This window comes from Pseudomonas protegens (genome assembly GCF_013407925.2).
Classification (GTDB): domain Bacteria; phylum Pseudomonadota; class Gammaproteobacteria; order Pseudomonadales; family Pseudomonadaceae; genus Aquipseudomonas; species Aquipseudomonas fluorescens_AP.
This window is the reverse complement of the sequence record NZ_CP060201.1, coordinates 3,407,338-3,427,381: the sequence shown is the minus strand read 5'-3', so window position 1 is coordinate 3,427,381 and position 20,044 is coordinate 3,407,338. Positions and strand designations below refer to the sequence as shown.

General features: G+C 66.6%; 15 protein-coding genes. 8 read left to right on the top strand and 7 right to left on the bottom strand.

From position 1 onward, the window contains the following. The 7 genes from GGI48_RS15790 to tagH all read right to left on the bottom strand — a co-directional run bounded on the left by GGI48_RS15790 (nt 1) and on the right by tagH (nt 9,648). The gene (locus GGI48_RS15790) at nt 1-735 is read right to left on the bottom strand and encodes a PP2C family serine/threonine-protein phosphatase (RefSeq protein WP_179599098.1); all 735 of its coding nucleotides are present in this window, start codon (nt 733-735) and stop codon (nt 1-3) included. After that, entirely contained in the window at nt 736-1,389 is a 654-nt protein-coding gene (gene tagF / locus GGI48_RS15785; RefSeq protein ID WP_047306634.1) for a type VI secretion system-associated protein TagF, read from the bottom strand. Next, nucleotides 1,386-4,892 carry a type VI secretion system membrane subunit TssM gene (gene tssM, locus GGI48_RS15780; RefSeq protein ID WP_179599096.1) on the bottom strand — a complete coding sequence of 1,169 codons (3,507 nt, stop codon included), beginning with the start codon at nt 4,890-4,892 and terminating at the stop codon, nt 1,386-1,388. The genes tagF and tssM overlap by 4 nt, the downstream gene beginning before the upstream one ends. Further along, nucleotides 4,889-6,214 (bottom strand): DotU family type VI secretion system protein, encoded by a 1,326-nt coding sequence (locus GGI48_RS15775; RefSeq protein ID WP_016963870.1) that lies wholly within the window; start codon nt 6,212-6,214, stop codon nt 4,889-4,891. Before GGI48_RS15775 ends, tssM begins: the two co-directional genes overlap by 4 nt. A 6-nt stretch (nt 6,215-6,220) precedes the next feature. Continuing rightward, a complete protein-coding gene (gene tssK, locus GGI48_RS15770; protein WP_047306637.1) occupies nt 6,221-7,558 on the bottom strand; it encodes a type VI secretion system baseplate subunit TssK in 1,338 nt (445 codons plus the stop codon). A gap of 15 nt (nt 7,559-7,573) precedes the next feature. Next, nucleotides 7,574-8,083 (bottom strand): type VI secretion system lipoprotein TssJ, encoded by a 510-nt coding sequence (tssJ, locus tag GGI48_RS15765; protein ID WP_016963868.1) that lies wholly within the window; start codon nt 8,081-8,083, stop codon nt 7,574-7,576. A gap of 65 nt (nt 8,084-8,148) precedes the next feature. Next, the gene (tagH, locus tag GGI48_RS15760; RefSeq protein WP_179599094.1) at nt 8,149-9,648 is read right to left on the bottom strand and encodes a type VI secretion system-associated FHA domain protein TagH; all 1,500 of its coding nucleotides are present in this window, start codon (nt 9,646-9,648) and stop codon (nt 8,149-8,151) included. Between the two features lie 393 nt (nt 9,649-10,041). Between tagH and tssA the strand changes: the two genes are divergently transcribed. The 8 genes from tssA (at nt 10,042) to tssH (ending at nt 20,001) form a co-directional block, all read left to right on the top strand. Then, on the top strand, nt 10,042-11,061 hold the full coding sequence (gene tssA, locus GGI48_RS15755) for a type VI secretion system protein TssA (RefSeq protein WP_179599092.1): 1,020 nt from the start codon (nt 10,042-10,044) through the stop codon (nt 11,059-11,061). Between the two features lie 81 nt (nt 11,062-11,142). Further along, nucleotides 11,143-11,658 (top strand): type VI secretion system contractile sheath small subunit, encoded by a 516-nt coding sequence (tssB, locus tag GGI48_RS15750; protein ID WP_016963865.1) that lies wholly within the window; start codon nt 11,143-11,145, stop codon nt 11,656-11,658. Between the two features lie 16 nt (nt 11,659-11,674). Beyond that, on the top strand, nt 11,675-13,168 hold the full coding sequence (gene tssC, locus GGI48_RS15745) for a type VI secretion system contractile sheath large subunit (RefSeq protein ID WP_016963864.1): 1,494 nt from the start codon (nt 11,675-11,677) through the stop codon (nt 13,166-13,168). Between the two features lie 117 nt (nt 13,169-13,285). Next, nucleotides 13,286-13,774: an Hcp family type VI secretion system effector gene (locus GGI48_RS15740; protein ID WP_011064257.1), complete on the top strand. Its 489-nt coding sequence runs from the start codon at nt 13,286-13,288 to the stop codon at nt 13,772-13,774. Between the two features lie 171 nt (nt 13,775-13,945). Further along, on the top strand, nt 13,946-14,461 hold the full coding sequence (gene tssE / locus GGI48_RS15735) for a type VI secretion system baseplate subunit TssE (protein WP_016963863.1): 516 nt from the start codon (nt 13,946-13,948) through the stop codon (nt 14,459-14,461). Next, entirely contained in the window at nt 14,458-16,317 is a 1,860-nt protein-coding gene (gene tssF / locus GGI48_RS15730; protein WP_179599090.1) for a type VI secretion system baseplate subunit TssF, read from the top strand. Before tssE ends, tssF begins: the two co-directional genes overlap by 4 nt. Then, nucleotides 16,281-17,333: a type VI secretion system baseplate subunit TssG gene (gene tssG / locus GGI48_RS15725; protein ID WP_179599088.1), complete on the top strand. Its 1,053-nt coding sequence runs from the start codon at nt 16,281-16,283 to the stop codon at nt 17,331-17,333. The genes tssF and tssG overlap by 37 nt, the downstream gene beginning before the upstream one ends. Then, nucleotides 17,326-20,001: a type VI secretion system ATPase TssH gene (gene tssH / locus GGI48_RS15720; RefSeq protein ID WP_047306641.1), complete on the top strand. Its 2,676-nt coding sequence runs from the start codon at nt 17,326-17,328 to the stop codon at nt 19,999-20,001. Before tssG ends, tssH begins: the two co-directional genes overlap by 8 nt. Nucleotides 20,002-20,044: the final 43 nt, after the last annotated feature.

The window sequence follows — 20,044 nt, the reverse complement described above, 5'->3', positions numbered from 1 at the left end:
TCAGTGTCCTGCGGCCTTGATCACGATGGCGGTGATGTTGTCCGGCGCGCCCCGGGTCAGGCCCAGGTGTATCAGGCTGCGCACCACATCGTTGGGCTCGCTGTGGCTCAGCACGTCGCGCAGTTCGAAGTCTTCGGCGGTCTTGTTCAGGCCGTCGCTGCACAGCAGGAAGGTGTCGCCGTCCTCCACCTGCAGATCGACCTGGGACAGCTGCAACTGGGCTTCGACGCCAATCGCCCGGGTGACGATATTGGCCCGCGGATGCACCCGCGCCTCGGCCTCGCTGAGCAGGCCGCTGTCCTGCAGGTCCTGGACGTAGCTGTGGTCCCGGGAAATGCTTTCCAGTTGCTCGTCCCGCAGCCGGTACAGGCGACTGTCGCCGGCCCACAGGCACACGCCGCGAGCGCCGCGCACCGCCAGCAGGACCACAGTGCTGCCCATCATGGTCACCCCGCGATTGGCGGTTTCCTCGCGCACCGCGGCGTTCACCGCGGCCAGGCCATTGCGCAGCGCGGCAACGTACTGCTCCAGGCTCTCGGCCGCCGGCACCGCCCGCAGGCTGTCGACGATCAGGCTGCTGACATAGTCCCCGGCGGCGTGCCCGCCCATGCCGTCGGCCACCAGCCACAGGCCGGTTTCCGGGGCTTCGAGCCAGGCGTCTTCGTTGATTTTCCGCACCATGCCGACATGGCTGTAGCTGGCGGACTGGTAGGACAGTTGCGGCGCAGAACCCATTTAGACGGCACCCTCTTGTCCGAGCAAAAATTGCGCAAATTCATTGGTCGGCGGCAGGCCCTGGCAGCGCAACAGCATCGGGCTGATGTCCTGCGAACCGCGCCCCCACCAGGCACTCGATCCCGCGCAGGCCTGGGCCGCGAGTACCGCGCCCCGGGCCTGTGGATCGCTGACGTAAAACCGCTGCAGGCCGGCGTAGTGGCTGCCTTCGATCCGGCTGGCCGGGCTTGGCGCGCCCAGGGCCTGCAAGCCCTCTTCCAGGGCCTCGAAACGGGCGCCCTCTTCCAGGGTCGCCAGCAACAGCTCTTCCACCTGTTCGAACCACTGCTGCGGGCCGCTGATCAACGAAGCCAGGTCAGCCTCGGGCGCCAGCAGCGCGGCCACGGTCAGGGGGAAATAACGCCCCACCCGATCGATGCTCGGCATCACCACGCCCACCGCCGCCTGGGGCCCGCAGACCCCGGGGGCCAGGGCAAAACGCCACAGCGGGCTGACCAGGTAGGCGTTGAGCCACTGTTCGCCCAGGGCGTTCTGGCTGGCCAGCAGACCCGCCGCCAGCCAGCTGTCCCAAGGGCCGATAAAACTCTGCGGCAGGCCACGGCTGACAAAATCGCCGCGGCTGGCCAACTTGCCGTACAGGCCGACCACCGTCATAGCCGCTCCGGCAGGCTGAAGCCGCTGAGCACCCGGCTCTTGAACGGGTTGAAGGCACTGCTGGCGCGCAGCTCGTAGGAAATGCTCGCGCCATCCACCCGCAGCCGCAGGTTGAAGCGGTCCGGCGAATTGGTCGCGGTCAGGTCCGATTGCTCCAGCAGGCGGAACCAGGCCCAGGGGCCGTCCAGGGTCACCCCGGAACGCCCGGTGGCCGATGGCGGCATGATCGACAGGCGCACCACGCCGATGCTCCCCGGGTTCGGCCATTGCATGGCCACCGGCCGGCTCGGGCCGTGGTCGTAGCTCAATTGCTGGCCGTCCAGGTCGAGCAGGAACTGGCTGATGTTGGCGTCCATGGCCACCGGCTTGAGCTCGAAACGCACCGCCGGCTGGGTGCCGCCGCTGGAGCGGAAGAACGCATCGCGGATGTTCGCCGCGCGCTGGAAGGTTTGCAGCACGCCGGGGGAGATCCCCAGTTTCTGCGCCGCCCCCGGCTGCCAGCTCCAGGTGCTGGTCGAGGTGTTGACGTAAGGCTGCAGGTATTTGCGGAAGTAGTTGTCCATCACCCCGCCGGTGCCGAAGAACTGCCCGAAGTCTTCCAGGGTCGCGTCCCGCGAGCTGCCCGGCGACAGCGGATAACGCCCGCTCAGGGACTGGCGATAGACGTTCACCACTTCGCTGACCCAGGCCGCATTCAGTTGATTGCGCACCCCGCCCATCATGGTGTTGGTGGTGGAACCGACCACCGACTTGACCAGCCCCTGGACCAGCGGCGGCTGACGCTCGGCGGTCAGGCTGACCCGCGCCGCCGCGGCGCTGGCCTGGTTCTTGGCCTCGCCCAGCAGCGCGTCGCCGCTGGCCCCGACCATGGCGCTGACCTGTACGTACAGGGCGTTCATGTCCGCCAGCAGGCCGTCGATGGCCGCCGGCTCGCCTTCGCCCTTGCTTACCAGGCTGTTGAGCTCGGCAAAGTGCGCGCTGACCGGATCTTCGCTGCTGGCCACGGCCGCCGGATTGCCCGCCTGCTCCTGGCCCAACAGCGAACCCAGGCGCTGCTTGAGCTGATCGACGCCGCCCTCGACCTTCTGGCCCTGGGCCGCCAACAGGCGTTCCTCCTGTTGCAGGTCGGTTTCCTTGGCCACCGCCACCAGCAGTTTCTTCAGCGGCGAAGTGGGCCCGGACAGTACCCGCAGCACGTCGGCGGCCTGGGCCACGCTGGTGATCGGCACAAAGTCGATGTCCGCCAGCAAGGCGTCCCACTGGCGCAGGTAGTCCTGGAAGTACAGGCGGCGCACGTCGGCGGCGAGGCTGGCGACGTTCTGCTGGTCGGCCTGATCGCGACCCAGCACCCACTGCTCTTCGGCCAGGGTGCCGGCCTGGTTGAGGCTGGCCAGGAGGAAGCCCTGGCGGTAGCCCTTGGCGGTGAACAGCCCGCTCAGGGGTTCGCTCAACGGCTTGCCGCTCTTGCGGGTGAACACCAGCGCCGCGTCGCGGCCACCGGCTTCGCTGAGGCGGAAGTCCGGCACACCGTCCGGCAGCTTGGCGCGCTTGACCCGGTCATACACGCGCTGGGCCACCGGCAGCTGTTGCAACTGGCGGCGCAGGTCGTCGATCAGGCGCTGGTCCAGCCGCGCATTGGGTGGCTGTTTTTCGAACAGCGCCTGCAGGTGCCCGGTCAGGGCCTGACGCTGATCCGGCGGCAGATCGCGGGCCAGGGTGCGGTCCCAGTCCAGGGTGATCCAGGCCTTGATGAAGTCCGGGTCGTAATGCTCGCTATCCGCCAGCATCAGGTAGGCCTTGAGCCCCTCGTAGAGGAAGTCCGAGTTGCCGCCGCTGTGCAGCTGCTCCTCGATGCGGGTCATCAGCCGTGGGGCGAACACCGCCACCAGCAGCTTGCGATAGACGCTGGCGGCCTCGGCTTCGAGCATGTCGCCCTGATACAGGCCCAGGCCCTCGGCCCAGCCCGGCGCATCGCCAGCCAGATGACGGGTGGCGTTGAGCAGCGGCAGCACCGCCAGCACATCGCGCTGGGCCGAGCTGAGGTTCTGCACATCCTGGCGCACCGGCGCGACCCGCTGGTCGACCTGGGCGATGTAGGCCTGGTTGGCCCGGTAGCTGATGATCCATAAGGTGCTGACCACCAGCACCAGGGCCACGGTGGCCGCCAGGGCGCCGCGGGCGATCCATTTGCGCCGCCGCTCGACCTTGGGGTTGACCCCCACCAGCCCGCGCTCGGCAAAGGCCACCGCGCTGAACAGTTTTTCGATGAAGTAGCTGCGCCCGGTGCCGGTCTGCCGCGCCAGATGCTGGCGGTCCAGGTTCATGCTCTGGGCCATGGCGCCGATCAGCCGGTCGATGGGGCTGCCTTCCTGGGTGCCGCTGGTGAAATACACCCCGCGCAGCAGCACCCGCTCTTCGAAGGCGTTGGGTTTGAACACGCCTTCGAGGAAGCCCTGCAAGGACTCCTTGAGCGCGGCGAATTGCTGCGGGAAGCCATAGATCAGGTCACGCCGCGCCGGGTCGCGTTCCTGTTGCAGGCGCTCCACCAGACGCTCGTTGAGGCGCTGCTCCAGGGCCGCCAGTTCCGCCGGCAGTTGGGCCAGGGGGCTGTCGCCGCTCTTGCCGTCATCCAGGGCGAAGGTCATGCCCCAGACCTGGGCCCGCTCTTCCTTGCTCAGGGAATCGAAGAACTCCATGAAACCCGGCACCAGATCGAGCTTGGTGAGCATCAGGTAGATCGGGAAGCGCACCCCCAGCTGGGTGTACAGCTCCTGGATCCGCAGGCGGATCGCCGCGGCATGAGCCGCGCGCTCCGCTTCGCTGCCCAGCAGCAGGTCGGAAAGGCTGATGGCAACAAAAGCCCCGTCGATTGGCCGCCGCGAGCGCTGGGTTTTCAGCAGATCGAGGAAACCCAGCCAGGCCGCCTTGTCCACCGTGGCGTGGCTGTCCTGGGTGGTGTAGCGCCCGGCGGTATCGAGCAATACCGCCTGATCGGTGAACCACCAGTCGCAGTTGCGGGTGCCGCCCACGCCGCGCACGGCGCCAGCGCCCAGCTGCGCGGCCAGGGGGAAATGCAGGCCGGAATTGACCAGCGCGGTGGTCTTGCCCGAGCCCGGCGGGCCGATGATCACGTACCACGGCAGCTCGTAGAGGTTGCGCCGCTCGTCACCGCCGAGCTTGGCCTTCTTCAACAGCGCCAGGGCTTCGTCCATGCGCTGGCGCAGGGCCGCCAGTTCTTCGGCGGTGGCCACGCTGTCCGGGTCCGGCGGGGTATCGGCGGCCAGGCTCTGCAACACCTTGGCCGCGTGCCGGCGGGCCTGGATGATGCGAAACACCCGGTAACCGATCCACAGCGCGAAGATCACAATGATCAACGCCCAACGCCGGCCTTCCGGCACCAGGAACTCCAGCAGCGGGCCAATGAACCAGATGATCAGGCTCAGGGCGATCAGCCCCAGCAGCGGGATCACCCAGCGAATCACAAAACTGAAAAACGCCTTCACTCGACCCCCTCCGCCAATACGCTGATTTCGACCCGACGATTACGCGCCCGCCCTTCGGCGGTGGCGTTGCTGGCCAGCGGCTCAGTGTCGCTGCGGCCTTCGGCGCTGAAGCGCTCCGGCTGGCCGGTCTTCGCCGCAAGGATCTGCAGCACCGATTCGGCGCGGGCCTGGGACAGCTTCCAGTTGGACGGGAAGCGCAAGGTGGCGATCGGTCGGTTGTCGCTGTGGCCGGTGATGCGCACCTGGCCCTTGACCTTGCGCACCGCGTCGGCGATGCGCAGCATCAGCGGCTGGTAGTCGTCGAGGATGCTGGCGCTGGCCGAGGCGAACAGCTCGTCGCCACGGATGGTCACCACCGAACGGTCGACGGCGTCTTCCACCGCCACCCGCCCGGCCTTGATGTCTTCGGCAAGAAAGCCCGCCAGGCGCGGACGCTCGACGATCTTCGGCTGGATCACCGGGCGGTCCAGGGTCTGCACCGGGATCTCGCCCAGGGCATGGATGTTCTTGAACACCGGCTCGGCGTCCGCCGCCAGCTTCAGGCGCAGGCCGAACAGCAGCGCCAGCAGCAGCGCCACGCCAATGGCGATGCCGACCCAGGGCGGCATGAACTGGGCCAGCCGGTCACGGGCCACGCTGACCCCGCGCCAATGCGGCGACAGCTCGCGCTCATGCTCGCCACGGGCACTGCGAATGGTCGCCGCGGTGCGCTCGCGCAGGGCTTCGAGCTGGCTGCGGCCGTCGATCATCACCCGATAGCGGCCTTCGAAACCCAGGCACATGCACAGGTACAACAGCTCCAGCAGGTACAGGCGCTCGCGCGGGCTTTGCAGGCAGTGTTCCAGCAACTGGAAGACCTTCTCGCCGCCCCAGGCTTCGTTGTGCACGGTGATCAGCAGGCTCTGCTTGCCCCAATCGCTGGTGCTGCCCCAAGGGGTGCTGAGCACCGCTTCATCCAGGGCGGTGCACAACGCATAGCGGGCCAGCAGCACGTCGTTGCGCGGCACGCCGGCGGCTTCCGCGCGCTCTTCGAACTGGCGCAGGTAGGCCAGCAACTGCGCCCGCAGGCTGGCCGGCGCCGGGTGCGCCAGGGTGCTGCGCAGCCGGGTCAGCAAGGCCAGCAGCGGACCGGCGGCGCTTTCCAGCGGGTTCAGGCCCCGAGCCTGACCGGCCGGCAGCGGCGCCGCCGGCATCGCCAATGAAGGCGCCGGCGCGGTCGCCGGACGCCCGGACTCGGGCGCGCGGCCACCGGGGCGCGGCATGAATTGGGTGCGGTCATTGGCCGGGGACGGCTGCCCTGCCGAATCGTCGAAAGGATGCATCGCGACTTATCCTCGAATGGCCCAGAAGGCCAGGTTCAAGCCCGGGAATTCCCCGGCGACGTGGAACGCGAAGCCGCCGGAATGAACCAGTTGCTTCCAGTGCTCGCTGCCACGGTCCAGCTCGTAGTAGGTGGAGCCCGCGTGATACGGCAGTTGCCGTGGCGCCACCGGCAGCGGCAGCAGGCCGATGCCCGGCAGCTGCAGGTTGACCAGATCGCGGATGTGCTCCACCGAGCCGACCTTGCTCTGCTGGGCGAAACGCCCGCGCAGGGTTTCCCCGGGCACATCGGCGCGCACCACCAGGATGAAGCTGGCGCTCTCCAGCAAGGTGCGGTCGGCCAGCATCGCCACGTGCACGCCGTAGGCTTTCTCGACGATCGGGATCGGCGTCGCCTTGCTGTCGATCAGCATCGACAGCGCTTCGCGCAGGGCCTGCATCACCGGGGCGAAGCTCAGGGCCAGCTCGTCGTGCTGGTACTGCGGGAATTCGGCCGGGCGCCGCGCCGTGATGTTGGAGAAGGTCGAGAACTCACCGGCCAGGCTCACCAGCTCGCTGTACAGGCGCTCGGGGTGCAGCGGGCTGATCTGGTTCAGGTGGCTGACCAGCGGCTGGGCGCGGTTGACCAGTTGCAGGAGCATGAAGTCGGCGATTTCCGAAGCGCCGCCGGCGCCCGACGCCACCACCCGGCCAGCCAGGGCCTCGCCACGCTGGTGCAGCAGGCCCAGCAGCTCGCTGCGAAAGGCGCTCAAGGGTTTGGACGCGGCCACATCCAGCAGCGGCGGTATGTAGCCGTCATCCAGCACCAGGGCCCGGTCGGCGCGCTTTTCCTTGATCCGCACCACGCCGATGGCGGCGTAGTCGCTCAGGCCGTCCGCAGCCGTGAGCAGGCGCAGGGCCCGGGAGCCCACGGTCACCGGCGCACGGTTTTCGAACGGCGCGTTGTCGTCGCGCACTTCGCGCACCTGGCTCAGGTAGCGGGCGCCGCCCAGCTCCTCGCCTTCGCCCACGGTATCCCGGGCACCGGCGCGCTTGAGCGGCAGCGCCAGGTACACCAGGCCGTCGCGCAGGTGGTCGTCGATGCTCAGCGGGCTCGGTGCGAGGTCGTCATGGGGGATGTTGAACGGCGTGCCGTCGGGCAGCAGGCCACGGGCGCTGACGATGGCCAGCTTGCCCTGGGCCAGCAGGCCCTGATCGATCCGCAGTTCGGAAAAGCCCCAGGCCCCCGCCGACAACGGACGGCTGCGGGCGTCGATGAGGTTTTCCAGGTAACGGTCATGCTGCTGGAAGTGCTGGGTTCCAATGAACATGCCTTCCGACCAGACCACGCGATTGTTCCAGGACATGGTTGCTCCGATTGCCTATTGGGCAGGGCTGGATGGGGACGCCGCGAGCTCGGCGCTGACTGCGCGGACATCGAGGCCAATCTGATAGCTGTTGTTCAGGTGCGAGGCGGTATTGACGCTGACCCGCCACAGGGCCTGGTCCACTTCGCGATAGCCCACCAGCAGGCCGACCTGACGGGTGGCCGGGTCCAGGGTGCGCTTGAGGCTGAACTGGTCGCCGGGCTTGACCAGCACTTCGTCCTGGTCGATCAGGTCCGGGCCGAGGGTGGCCGGGGCCCGCTCCGCCAGGGCGAAGTAGTCGGCGCGCATGAAGGTGGCCGGGTTCTTCAGTTCGAAGATCCGCACCCGCACCGGCGTGCCCTGGCCGTCAGGGCCGGGGTTGAGTCCGGCCACCGCCTGGAAATGCAGCTCCACGGTGGTGGCGCCCGGCTGGGCTTCCTTGGCCGGCTCGGCAGGCGCCGGGGCGTCCTTGGCACAGGCCGCCAGTACCAGCATGGCGACCAATGTCAGCAATCGTTGAATCATCCTGCGTCCTCAATGACGTATCAGCTGTCCGTGTATCCGTGGGTTCGGGGGGGTTCCAGGCGCGCTCAGGAGCGGCGCAGGCGCTGGGTGTGTTCTTCGTAGGCGCGACTGAACTCGCGACCGAAAAGGTCCTGGAAGTCGTCCTGGGCCTCTTGGGAAATCTGCTTGTAGAGCGCGGTGAACTGCTGCCAGTTCTGCGCCTGGCGCGAACCGCTGAACAGGTTGCCCAGGCCACCGGGACGGGCCATGCGCGCTTCCAGTTCGGCCGGTTCGAAACGCCCCAGCAAGTGCTTGATGGCCGCTTCCACGCCGGCCATCACGGCCAGCTGGTGGGCCCGCAGGTCGTCGAAGCTGTCCTGCACCGCCTGGTCCGGTGCCATGAACGCCTGGTTGCTGTGGCGCAACAGCAGGAGCATGGCTTCGTCGACATTGGGGGCGAACTTCAGCGGGTTGTTTTCCACCGGGCGGATCATGGTCTGCTGCATGCGGAACTCGCCCTTGAGGCTGCTGCGGGCGCGCAACACATCGATCAGGCCCTCGACCATCAAGCGGTAGCTGCGCCCCAGGCTCTCCATCTGTGCCTGGGCCTGCTGCGGGTCGATGCGCAACTGGTCCAGCCCGGCGCCGCGCAGAAAGGCTTGCAACAGGTCGGCCTGCGGCGCGACCGGCGCCGGGGCGGGTGCCGCGACCGGGGCTTGCGGTGCCGCGGCCGTGGGCAGCGGAGCAACCGGAGCAGCAGGCACCTGCGGCGCCACGACCTCGAACGGCTGCGGCTGCGGCTGCGGCGGTTCTGCACTGAACATGCCGATGCCGGCAAACGGGTCCGGCGCGGCCTGCGGCACGGGCGTCGAAACCGGAATCGGAGCCGGCGCTGGAGCTGCAGCCGGGCGCGCCGGCGTGTCGCCGAACAGGTCCCAGTCTTCCGGAATCAGGGCCCCACCCTGGGGAGCCAGAGGCGCTGGCGCTTGCACGGGCTGGGGCGCGGCGGTGGGCGTCGGCGGGCGAAAATCGTGCTGCTCGGCGGGCACATGGTCCGGCTGAGTGGCCGGAGGCGTGGCGCTCGGCGTCAGGAAGTCGAACAGGTCGGGAAAGGTGTCCTGGGCCGAGGCGCCCTGGAAATGCGCCACGGGCGCCATGGCGAGCGGCTCGATCGGGGTCGGGGCTGCCGCCTGTCGGCCCATCAACGCTTCGAAACTGTTGGAGCTGTCCCCGGAAAAGGCCTCAGCCTGCGCACGATTGAGGCTGAAATCGATCCGCGCGCTGATCTCGTAATCGCCAATGCGAATAACCTCGCCATCTTCCAGCGGCTCGCTGTTACCCCGGCGCATGCGAATACCGGCACGGACTAACTCCACACCGTTAGTACTGTTATCGGTCAAGTAATAACGGCCATTCTTGTATTGGATGACACAATGTCGCGCCGAAACTAAGCGCTCGGGATCAGGAAGTACCCAGTCATTATCGGAACTGCGGCCAATTGCCATCACACCCTGATCCATTAGTTTCTCAGGGCATTGACCAGGGGTGATCTTGTGATAACTAGTGATAGTCAAACACAGCGACATCTCGCCTCCTTGCTGTACTTCCGCGTGCGAACCGGTGCCGGGAAAAAAGTTCCGTAAAAAAATGAAAAGTCCGCAAAAAATCCTTTAAACAGCACCGTTCACAGCATGATCGCTCAACTTAAACCACACAGATGACAAACACACCGCGCCCCGCCTCATTCTGACTCACCGGTCAAGGAACTAAGTAAGTCGACATAACAGTGTCACGCGGGGCGAATAGCTTACCTTGACAAGCCACAACTACTACACCAAAAATGCACAACTTCTTGAACACGGATGATGGCTCAGCAATATCAATGAGTCCATGTTTACCAAGAAATGTGCACGAGTTCACAAACAACTAGTGCATTAATTGCCTGACTGTCCTGCAGGCTGATAGGGAGATCGAACCAGGTGGATGTACCGATGTTGCTCGCCGCGATTTCAGCAACTTCGCCTTGTGGCGAAGATCTGGAATATGACGCGGATTTCTTGCACTTGGAGCGGGCCGCGCAAGGTCAGCCCGAGCGCAGCATGGGCGACTCGATCCTCCCGGCCGAACCGCCGGACTGGCGCAGCATCCAGCAGCAGAGCCTGGACTTGCTGGCCCGCAGCAAAGACCTGCGCATCACCCATTTTCTCGTGCAGAGCACCCTGGCCCTCGAAGGCCTGCCGGGCCTGGCCACCTGCCTCGAACTGATCAACGGCCTGCTCCGCGATTACTGGGCGGACCTGCACCCGCGCCTGGACGCCGATGACGACAACGACCCCACGGTGCGCATCAACGCCCTGGCCGGCCTCGCCGCCGACACCACCATCGGCCTGCTGCGCGAAGCCCAGCTGACCCGCTCGCGGACCTTCGGCCCGGTGACCGTGCGGGCCGCGCTGAACGCCGCCGGCCTGCAGCATTTCTCCGGTGAGAGCCTGGGCTCCGATCACCTGGCCGGCGCCCTGCAAGACAGCGACCCCGAACACCTGGAGGCCATTCGCACCGCCTTGAGCAACGCCCGCTCGGCCGTCGAAGCCATCGAAAAGCAGGTCAGCGAACAAGTGGGTTCCGCCAGCGGCGTCGACCTCAGCGCCCTCAAGCAACCGCTGCGCCTGGCGCTGCAGGTGCTGAGCCAGCACGCCCCGCAAACCAGCGAAAGCCCGGTCGACGAGCCCGCCGACGCCCCCGTCAGCGAGGCCGGCAACGCGCCCGTGGCACCAGCCGCAGCGCGGATTTCCGGCGAGATCAACAGCCGCGACGACGTGCTGCGCAGCCTCGACCGGCTGTTGGCCTACTACAGCCGTCACGAGCCTTCGAGCCCGCTGCCGGTGTTGCTCAACCGGGCCAAGAATCTGGTCAACGCCGACTTCGCGGCCATCGTGCGCAATCTGATCCCCGATGGCATGTCCCAATTTGAAAACCTGCGCGGCCCCGAATCCGACTAACCCCGAAGCGGCCGAACAGTATCGTCAGCGGCAATCACCGACCGACGCCAACACCGTCGCAGCAGCGACCAGGAGCACAACGTGGCGAAGCAAAGTTCTCAAAAGTTCATCGCGCGCAACCGCGCGCCCCGGGTGCAGATCGAGTACGACGTCGAACTCTACGGCGCCGAGAAAAAGGTCCAGCTGCCCTTCGTCATGGGCGTGATGGCTGACCTGGCCGGCAAGCCCGCCGAGCCCCTGGCGCCGGTGGCCGATCGCAAGTTCCTGGAAATCGACGTCGACAACTTCGACTCGCGCCTCAAGGCCATGCAGCCTCGGGTGGCCTTCCACGTGCCCAACGAGCTGACCGGCGAAGGCAACCTGAGCCTGGACATCACCTTCGAGAGCATGGACGACTTCAGCCCTGCCGCGGTGGCGCGCAAGGTCGATTCGCTGAACCAGCTGCTGGAGGCCCGCACCCAGCTGGCCAACCTGCTGACCTACATGGACGGCAAGACCGGCGCCGAAGAAATCATCATGAAAGCCATCAAGGATCCGGCGTTGCTCCAGGCCCTGGCCAGTGCGCCAAAGCCTGCTGACTCCGAGCCGAACGCGTAACTCAGGACCAACGATCATGACCGAATTGATGCGTGACAATCAGGCCCAACCCGGCGCCACCGAGCAGGCCAGCGAATTCGCCTCGCTGCTGCTGCAGGAATTCAAGCCCAAGACCGAGCGCGCTCGCGAAGCCGTGGAAACCGCCGTGCGGACCCTGGCCGAGCAGGCCCTGGCGCAGACCGACCTGGTGTCCAACGACGCCATCAAGTCGATCGAATCGATCATCGCCGCCATCGACGCCAAGCTCACCGCCCAGGTCAACCAGGTGATCCATCACCCGGAATTCCAGAAACTGGAAAGCGCCTGGCGTGGCCTGCACTACCTGGTCAACAACACCGAGACCGACGAGCAACTGAAGATCCGCGTGCTCAACATCTCCAAGCCGGAGCTGCACAAGACCCTGAAGAAGTTCAAGGGCACGGCCTGGGACCAGAGCCCGATCTTCAAGAAGATGTACGAAGAGGAATACGGCCAGTTCGGCGGCGAGCCTTACGGCTGCCTGGTGGGCGACTACTACTTCGACCAGTCGCCACCGGACGTGGAACTGCTGGGCGAGCTGTCCAAGGTCTGCGCGGCCATGCACGCCCCGTTCATCGCCGCGGCCTCGCCGACCGTGATGGGCATGGGCTCGTGGCAGGAACTGTCCAACCCGCGCGACCTGACCAAGATCTTCACCACCCCGGAATACGCCGGCTGGCGCTCCCTGCGTGAATCGGAAGACTCGCGCTACATCGGCCTGACCATGCCGCGCTTCCTGGCGCGCCTGCCGTATGGCGCCAAGACCGACCCGGTGGAAGCCTTCGCCTTCGAAGAGAACACCGACGGCGCCGACAGCTCCAAGTACACCTGGGCCAACGCCGCCTACGCCATGGCGGTGAACATCAACCGCTCGTTCAAGCATTTCGGCTGGTGCTCGCGGATCCGCGGCGTGGAATCCGGTGGCGAGGTGGAAAACCTCCCGGCCCACACCTTCCCCACCGACGACGGTGGCGTGGACATGAAGTGCCCGACCGAGATCGCTATCTCCGACCGCCGTGAAGCGGAACTGGCGAAGAACGGCTTCATGCCGCTGCTGCACAAGAAGAACACCGACTTCGCCGCCTTCATCGGCGCCCAGTCGCTGCAGAAACCGGCCGAGTACGACGACCCGGACGCCACCGCCAACGCCAACCTGGCCGCGCGCCTGCCGTACCTGTTCGCCACCTGCCGCTTCGCCCATTACCTGAAGTGCATCGTGCGCGACAAGATCGGCTCCTTCAAAGAGAAGGACGAAATGCAGCGCTGGTTGCAGGACTGGATCCTCAACTACGTCGACGGTGACCCGGCGCACTCCACCGAAACCACCAAGGCCCAGCACCCGCTGGCCGCGGCGGAAGTGGTGGTCGAGGAAGTCGAAGGCAACCCGGGCTACTACAACTCGAAGTTCTTCCTGCGCCCGCACTACCAGCTCGAAGGGCTGACCGTGTCGTTGCGCCTGGTATCCAAACTGCCGTCCGCCAAGGGCGCCTGACCCATAACCGACTCAAACCTGGCGCCGCGACCATAGTCGCACGAGGTCCCCAGGGCCTCGCGCAGCGGCGCCAGACGCTGAATCAACATCGTGGCAAGTGCCACACAGGGAGAAAACATGGCTGTTGATATTTTCATCAAGATCGGTGACATCAAGGGCGAGTCCATGGACAAAGCCCACAAGGACGAGATCGACGTGCTGAACTGGAGCTGGGGCATGTCCCAGTCCGGCAACATGCACGTCGGCGGTGGCGGCGGCGCGGGCAAGGTGAACATCCAGGACCTGTCGCTGACCAAGTACGTCGACAAGGCCTCGCCGAACCTGATGATGCATTGCTCCAGCGGCAAGCACATCGACAAGGTGCGCCTGACCGTGCGCAAGGCCGGCGGCGAAAGCCAGGTCGAGTACATGATCATCGACCTGGAAGAAGTGCTGATCACCTCCCTGAGCACCGGCGGCTCGGGCAGCGATGACCGCCTGACCGAAAACATCACCCTGAACTTCGCCCAGGTGATGGTCGAGTACCAGCCACAGAAAGCCGACGGCACCAAGGACGGCGGCCCGATCAAGTACGGCTGGAACATCCGCTCGAACACCAAGCGCTGATCCGCTGCGGTCGCGCCGCGGCGGCGAAAGATCCGGGCCATGCTGCATGCGTAGCCCGGGTTGCGAGGACGCTGTCCTCGTTCGCAGCCTGCGGCAGCGGCTACAGGGGTGAGCGCCTGCGCCCCTTTTCGTGACGTCATGCCTGCGCCATCCGATCCTGGAGCGAACCCTTTGGTAACCGACATCGCCGCCCGCGATCGCTTGCAACCCTCTTTGCTGGATCGTCTGACCGACGATGAGCCCGGCAACCTGAAAGAAAGCCCGGACAAACGCGTGCTGTCCCTGAGCCAGCTCAAGGCCTCGGTGCTGCGCGACCTGGCCTGGCTGCTCAATACCACGTCGCTGCTGGAAGCCGATGCCACCCTGCACACCCCCGCCGGTACTTCGGTGGTCAACTACGGCCTGCCGGCCCTGGCCGGGTACAGCGCATCGAGCATCGACATCCCGGCCCTGGAGGCGCTGATCCACCAGGCCATCGCCACTTTCGAACCGCGCATCCTACGCAGCACCCTGCGAGTCCGCGCGCGCACCGCGCCCGGCGAGATGAACCACAACGCCCTGAGCTTCGAGATCGAGGGCGATCTGTGGGCCCAGCCGATGCCCCTGCGCCTGCTGCTGCAAACCGACATGGACCTGGAATCCGGCCATGTGCGAGTGGTGCACGCCGATTCCCGGAGGCGCCCATGAATCCGCGCCTGTTGGAGCTGTACAACCAGGAACTGCACCACGTGCGCGAAAGCGCCGCGGAGTTCGCCAAGGAATACCCGAAGATCGCCAGCCGCCTGACCCTGTCGGGCATGGACTGCGCCGACCCCTATGTCGAGCGCCTGCTGGAAGGCTTCGCCTACCTGACGGCCCGGGTGCAGCTCAAGCTCGATGCCGAGTACCCGACCTTCACCCACAACCTGCTGGAGATCGCCTACCCGCACTACCTGGCGCCGACCCCGTCGATGACCGTGGTGCAATTGCAGGCCGATCCCGACGAAGGCTCCCTGAGCAGCGGCTTCACCCTGGAGCGCAACACCAGCCTGCGCGCCGCCCTGGGCCGCGACACCCAGACCTGCTGCGAATACCGCACCGCGCACCCGGTGACCCTGTGGCCGCTGCAAGTCACCCAGGCCGAGTACTTCGGCAACCCGGTGGCGGTGCTCGGGCGCCTGGCCGCCAGCGAGCCCAAGGCCAAGGCCGGGCTGCGCCTGACCCTGCGCACCGGCGCCGAGCTGCCGTTCAACAGCCTGGCCCTGGACAGCTTGCCGCTGTACCTCAACGGCAACGACGAATTGCCGTTCCGCCTCTACGAACAACTCTTGGGCAACGCCTGCGCGGTGTACGCCCGGGCTCCGGGTGGCGACTGGGTCGAGCGCCTGCCCCAGGACGCCCTGCGCTCTCGCGGTTTCGACGACCGCGACGCGGCGCTGCCGGTGGTGCCCCAGGCGTTCCAGGGCTACCGCCTGCTGCAGGAATACTTCGCCCTGCCCAACCGCTTCCTGTTCGTCGAGTTCGCCCAGCTGGGCCGCGCGGTGCAACGTTGCGCCGGCCAGGAGCTGGAACTGATCGTGCTCTTCGAGCGTTTCGAGCAGAGCCTGGAAGGCAGCGTCGGCGCCGCCCAGTTCGTGCCCTTCTGCACCCCGGCGATCAACCTGTTTCCCAAGCGCCTGGACCGCATCCACCTGTCCGATCGGGTCAACGAGCACCATGTGATCGCCGACCGCACCCGGCCGATGGATTTCGAAGTGCACTCGCTGACCGCCATCAGCGGCCACGGCACCGGGCCGGAACAGCCATTCCTGCCGTTCTACGCGGTGCGCGACCCGTCCCGCTACGGCCGCGACCAGGCTTACTACATCGTGCGCCGCGAGCCGCGGGTGCTGTCCAGCGACCAGCGCCGCAACGGTCCCCGCTCGACCTACATCGGCAGCGAGTCGTTCGTCAGCCTGGTGGACAGCCGACAGGCGCCCTATCGCCACGACCTGCGCCAGCTCGGGGTCAGTGCCCTGTGCACCAACCGCGACCTGCCGCTGTTCATGAACGTGGGCAGCGGCAAGACCGACTTCACCCTGGCCGACAGCGCCCCGGTGCAGGCCATCCGCTGCCTGGCCGGCCCGAGCCGGCCCCGCCCCAGCCATGCCCACGACGGCAAGGCCTGGCGCCTGATCAGCCAGCTGTCGCTGAACTACCTGTCTCTGGCCGAACAGGGCCAAGGCGCGGCGGCCCTGCGCGAGCTGCTGCGGCTGTATGGCGACAGCAACGACGCGGCCCTGCAATTGCAGATCGAGGGCCTGCGGGACGTCAGCAGCAAGGCGGTGACAAGACGCCTGCCGATGCCCGGGCCGATCGTCTTTGGCCGGGGCCTGGAGATCACCCTGGAATTCGATGAAAACGCGTTTCGCGGCACCGGGGTGTTCCTCCTCGGTGCGGTCTTCGAGCGCTTCCTGGCACGTTACGTGTCGATCAACAGTTTTACCGAGACGGTGATCCGTACCACCGAACGCGGCGAGATCATGCGATGGAAAGCCCAGCCCGGACGGCGTCCGACTCTTTGAATACGCTGACGGCGATGCACGCCGAGCCCTGGGAGTACGACTTCTTCCAGGCCTTGCGGCGTATCGAATGCCTGTCGCCGCAACTGCCGCGCTTCGGCCACTCCCTGCGCCTGGCGGACGATCCGCTGCGCCTGGGCCAGCAGGCCGACTGCACCTTCGCGCCCTCGACCCTGGCTTCGGTCACCCCCGGCAGCGAGGGCGCGGCGACGCGCCTGGAGCAGTTCTTCTTCGGCCTGGGCGGGCCCAACGGCCCGCTGCCGCTGCACATCACCGAGTACGTGCGCGAGCGCCAGCGCAACAACGCCGACAGCACCAGCAAGCGCTTTCTCGATGTGTTCCACCACCGCCTGCTGAGCCTGTTCTACCGGGCCTGGGCCGAAGCCCGGCCGACGGTGAGCCACGACCGCCCGGACGACGACTACTGGTCCGCGCGCCTGGCCGCCCTGAGTGGCCGGGGCATGCCCAGCCTGCTCAAGCAGGGGCTGATCCCCGACACCGCCAAGCTGCACTACAGCGGCCACCTGGCGGCCCAGACCCGCTACCCGGATGGCCTGCGGGCAATCATCGGCGAGTACTTCGGCCTGCCGGTGGCAATCGAGGAATACGTCGGCCAGTGGCTGGAGCTGCCGGATCGCAGCCGGCTCGGGGTGCAGTCCCACCAGCTGGGCGTGGACTTCTGCCTGGGCAGCCACGTCTGGGACCGCCAGCACAAATTCCGCATCCGCCTGGGTCCGCTCAAGCTCGACGAGTACCTGGGGATGCTGCCCGACGGCCAGCAGTTCAAGGAACTGGTGGCCTGGGTCGCCGAATACCTGGGGCATGAACTGGACTGGGACCTGAACCTGGTCCTGCAGAAGGACCAAGTGCCCAAGCTGCAACTCAACGGCCGCCAGCGCCTGGGGTTCAACACCTGGCTCGGTCAACCCGGCAGTGATGCCAAGGATCTCATACTGGCCCGGCACTACGCCGATCAGGCCACTACCTCACGTACACCAAGGAGCACAGAGCATGGGTGAAATCAGTCGCGCGGCGCTGTTCGGCAAACTCAACAGCGTTGCCTACAAAGCCATCGAAGCCGCCACGGTCTTCTGCAAACTGCGGGGCAATCCCTATGTGGAACTGGCCCACTGGCTACACCAGCTGCTGCAGCTGACGGACTCGGACCTGCACCGCATCATCCGCCAGTTCAACCTGGAGCCGGCACGCCTGGCCAAGGACCTGACCGAAGCCCTGGACCGCCTGCCTCGCGGCTCGACCTCGATCACCGACCTGTCGTCCCACGTCGAGGAGGCGGTGGAGCGCGGCTGGGTCTACGGCAGCCTGATGTTCGGCGAAAGCCAGGTGCGCACCGGCTACCTGGTGATCGGCATCCTCAAGACCCCGAGCCTGCGCCACGCGCTGCTGGGGCTGTCCCGGGAGTTCGACAAGATCAAGGTCGAAACCCTGTGCGAGCGCTTTGACGAATACATCGGCGACTCGCCGGAAAACGCCCTGAGCGCCAGCGACGGCTTCAATGCCGGCGCGGTGCCCGGTGAAGCCAGCGGCGCCATGGCCCCCAGCGCCCTGGGCAAGCAGGAAGCCTTGAAGCGCTTCACCGTCGACCTCACCGAGCAGGCCCGCAGCGGCAAGCTCGACCCGATCGTCGGCCGTGACGAAGAGATCCGCCAACTGGTGGACATCCTCATGCGCCGCCGCCAGAACAACCCGATCCTCACCGGTGAAGCCGGGGTCGGCAAGACTGCGGTGGTGGAAGGTTTCGCCCTGCGCATCGTTGCCGGCGACGTGCCGCCGGCGCTCAAGGATGTCGAGCTGCGCAGCCTGGATGTCGGCCTGCTGCAGGCCGGCGCCAGCATGAAGGGCGAGTTCGAACAGCGCCTGCGCCAGGTCATCGAAGACGTCCAGGCCTCGCCCAAGCCGATCATCCTGTTCATCGACGAAGCCCACACCCTGGTGGGCGCCGGTGGCGCCGCCGGCACCGGCGACGCGGCCAACCTGCTCAAACCGGCCCTGGCCCGCGGCACCCTGCGCACCGTGGCCGCCACCACCTGGGCCGAGTACAAGAAGCACATCGAGAAAGACCCGGCCCTGACCCGGCGCTTCCAGGTGGTGCAAGTGGCCGAGCCGTCGGAAGACAAGGCGCTGCTGATGATGCGCGGCGTGGCCTCGACCATGGAGCAGCACCATCAGGTGCAGATCCTCGATGAAGCCCTGGAAGCCTCGGTCAAGCTGTCCCATCGCTACATTCCGGCGCGCCAATTGCCGGACAAATCCGTGAGCCTGCTGGACACCGCCTGCGCCCGCGTCGCCATCAGCCTGCACGCGGTGCCGGCCGAGGTGGACGATAGCCGCCGACGCATCGAGGCCCTGGAAACCGAGCTGCAGATCATCGCCCGGGAACAGGCGATCGGCGTGGCCATCGGCAACCGCCAGGTCAACAGCGAAAACCTCCTGGCCGCCGAGCGCGAGCGCCTGGCCGAGCTGGAAAGCCGCTGGGCGCAAGAGAAGACCCTGGTCGACGAACTGCTGGCGACCCGTGCCCAACTGCGGGAGAACGTCGGCCTGGTGGACAGCGACGTCGGCGACGACAGCCACGGCCTGCGCGAGAAGCTGGTGGACCTGCAGCAACGCCTGAGCGCCTTGCAAGGCGAGAGCCCGCTGATCCTGCCGACCGTGGATTACCAGGCGGTGGCCTCGGTGGTCGCCGACTGGACCGGGATTCCCGTGGGGCGCATGGCCCGCAACGAACTGGAAACCGTGCTCAACCTCGACCAGCACCTGAAGAAACGCATCATCGGCCAGGACCACGCCCTGCAGATGATCGCCAAGCGCATCCAGACCTCCCGCGCCGGCCTCGACAACCCCAACAAGCCGATTGGCGTGTTCATGCTGGCCGGCACCTCCGGGGTGGGCAAGACCGAAACCGCCCTGGCCCTGGCCGAGGCCATGTATGGCGGTGAGCAGAACGTCATCACCATCAACATGAGCGAGTTCCAGGAAGCCCACACCGTCTCCACCCTCAAGGGCGCCCCGCCGGGCTACGTCGGCTACGGCGAAGGCGGCGTGCTCACCGAAGCGGTACGGCGCAAGCCCTACAGCGTGGTGCTGCTGGACGAAGTGGAAAAGGCCCACCCGGACGTGCACGAGATCTTCTTCCAGGTGTTCGACAAGGGCGTCATGGAAGACGGCGAAGGCCGCATGATCGACTTCAAGAACACCCTGATCCTGCTCACCACCAACGCCGGCACCGAGCTGATCGCCAACGTCTGCAAGAACCCGCAGGCGGTGCCCGAGCCCGAGGAAATCGCCAAGGCCCTGCGCCAGCCATTGCTGGAGATCTTCCCGCCGGCGCTGCTCGGGCGCCTGGTGACCATCCCCTACTACCCGCTCAGCGACGAGATGCTCAAGGCCATCACCCGCCTGCAACTGGGGCGGATCAAGAAGCGCGTGGAAAGCACCCACAAGGTGGATTTCGACTTCGACGACGACGTCATCGACCTGATCGTCTCGCGCTGCACCGAGACCGAAAGCGGCGGGCGGATGATCGACGCCATCCTCACCAACAGCCTGTTGCCGGACATGAGTCGCGAGTTCCTCACCCGCCTGCTCGAAGGCCGCGCCCTGGCCGGGGTGCGCATCCGCCAGCGCGACAACGAACTGCACTACGACTTCAGCGAGCCGACCTGAGAGCCAGAAGCCAGCGGCAAGCTAGCCACTTGCAGCTTGCCGC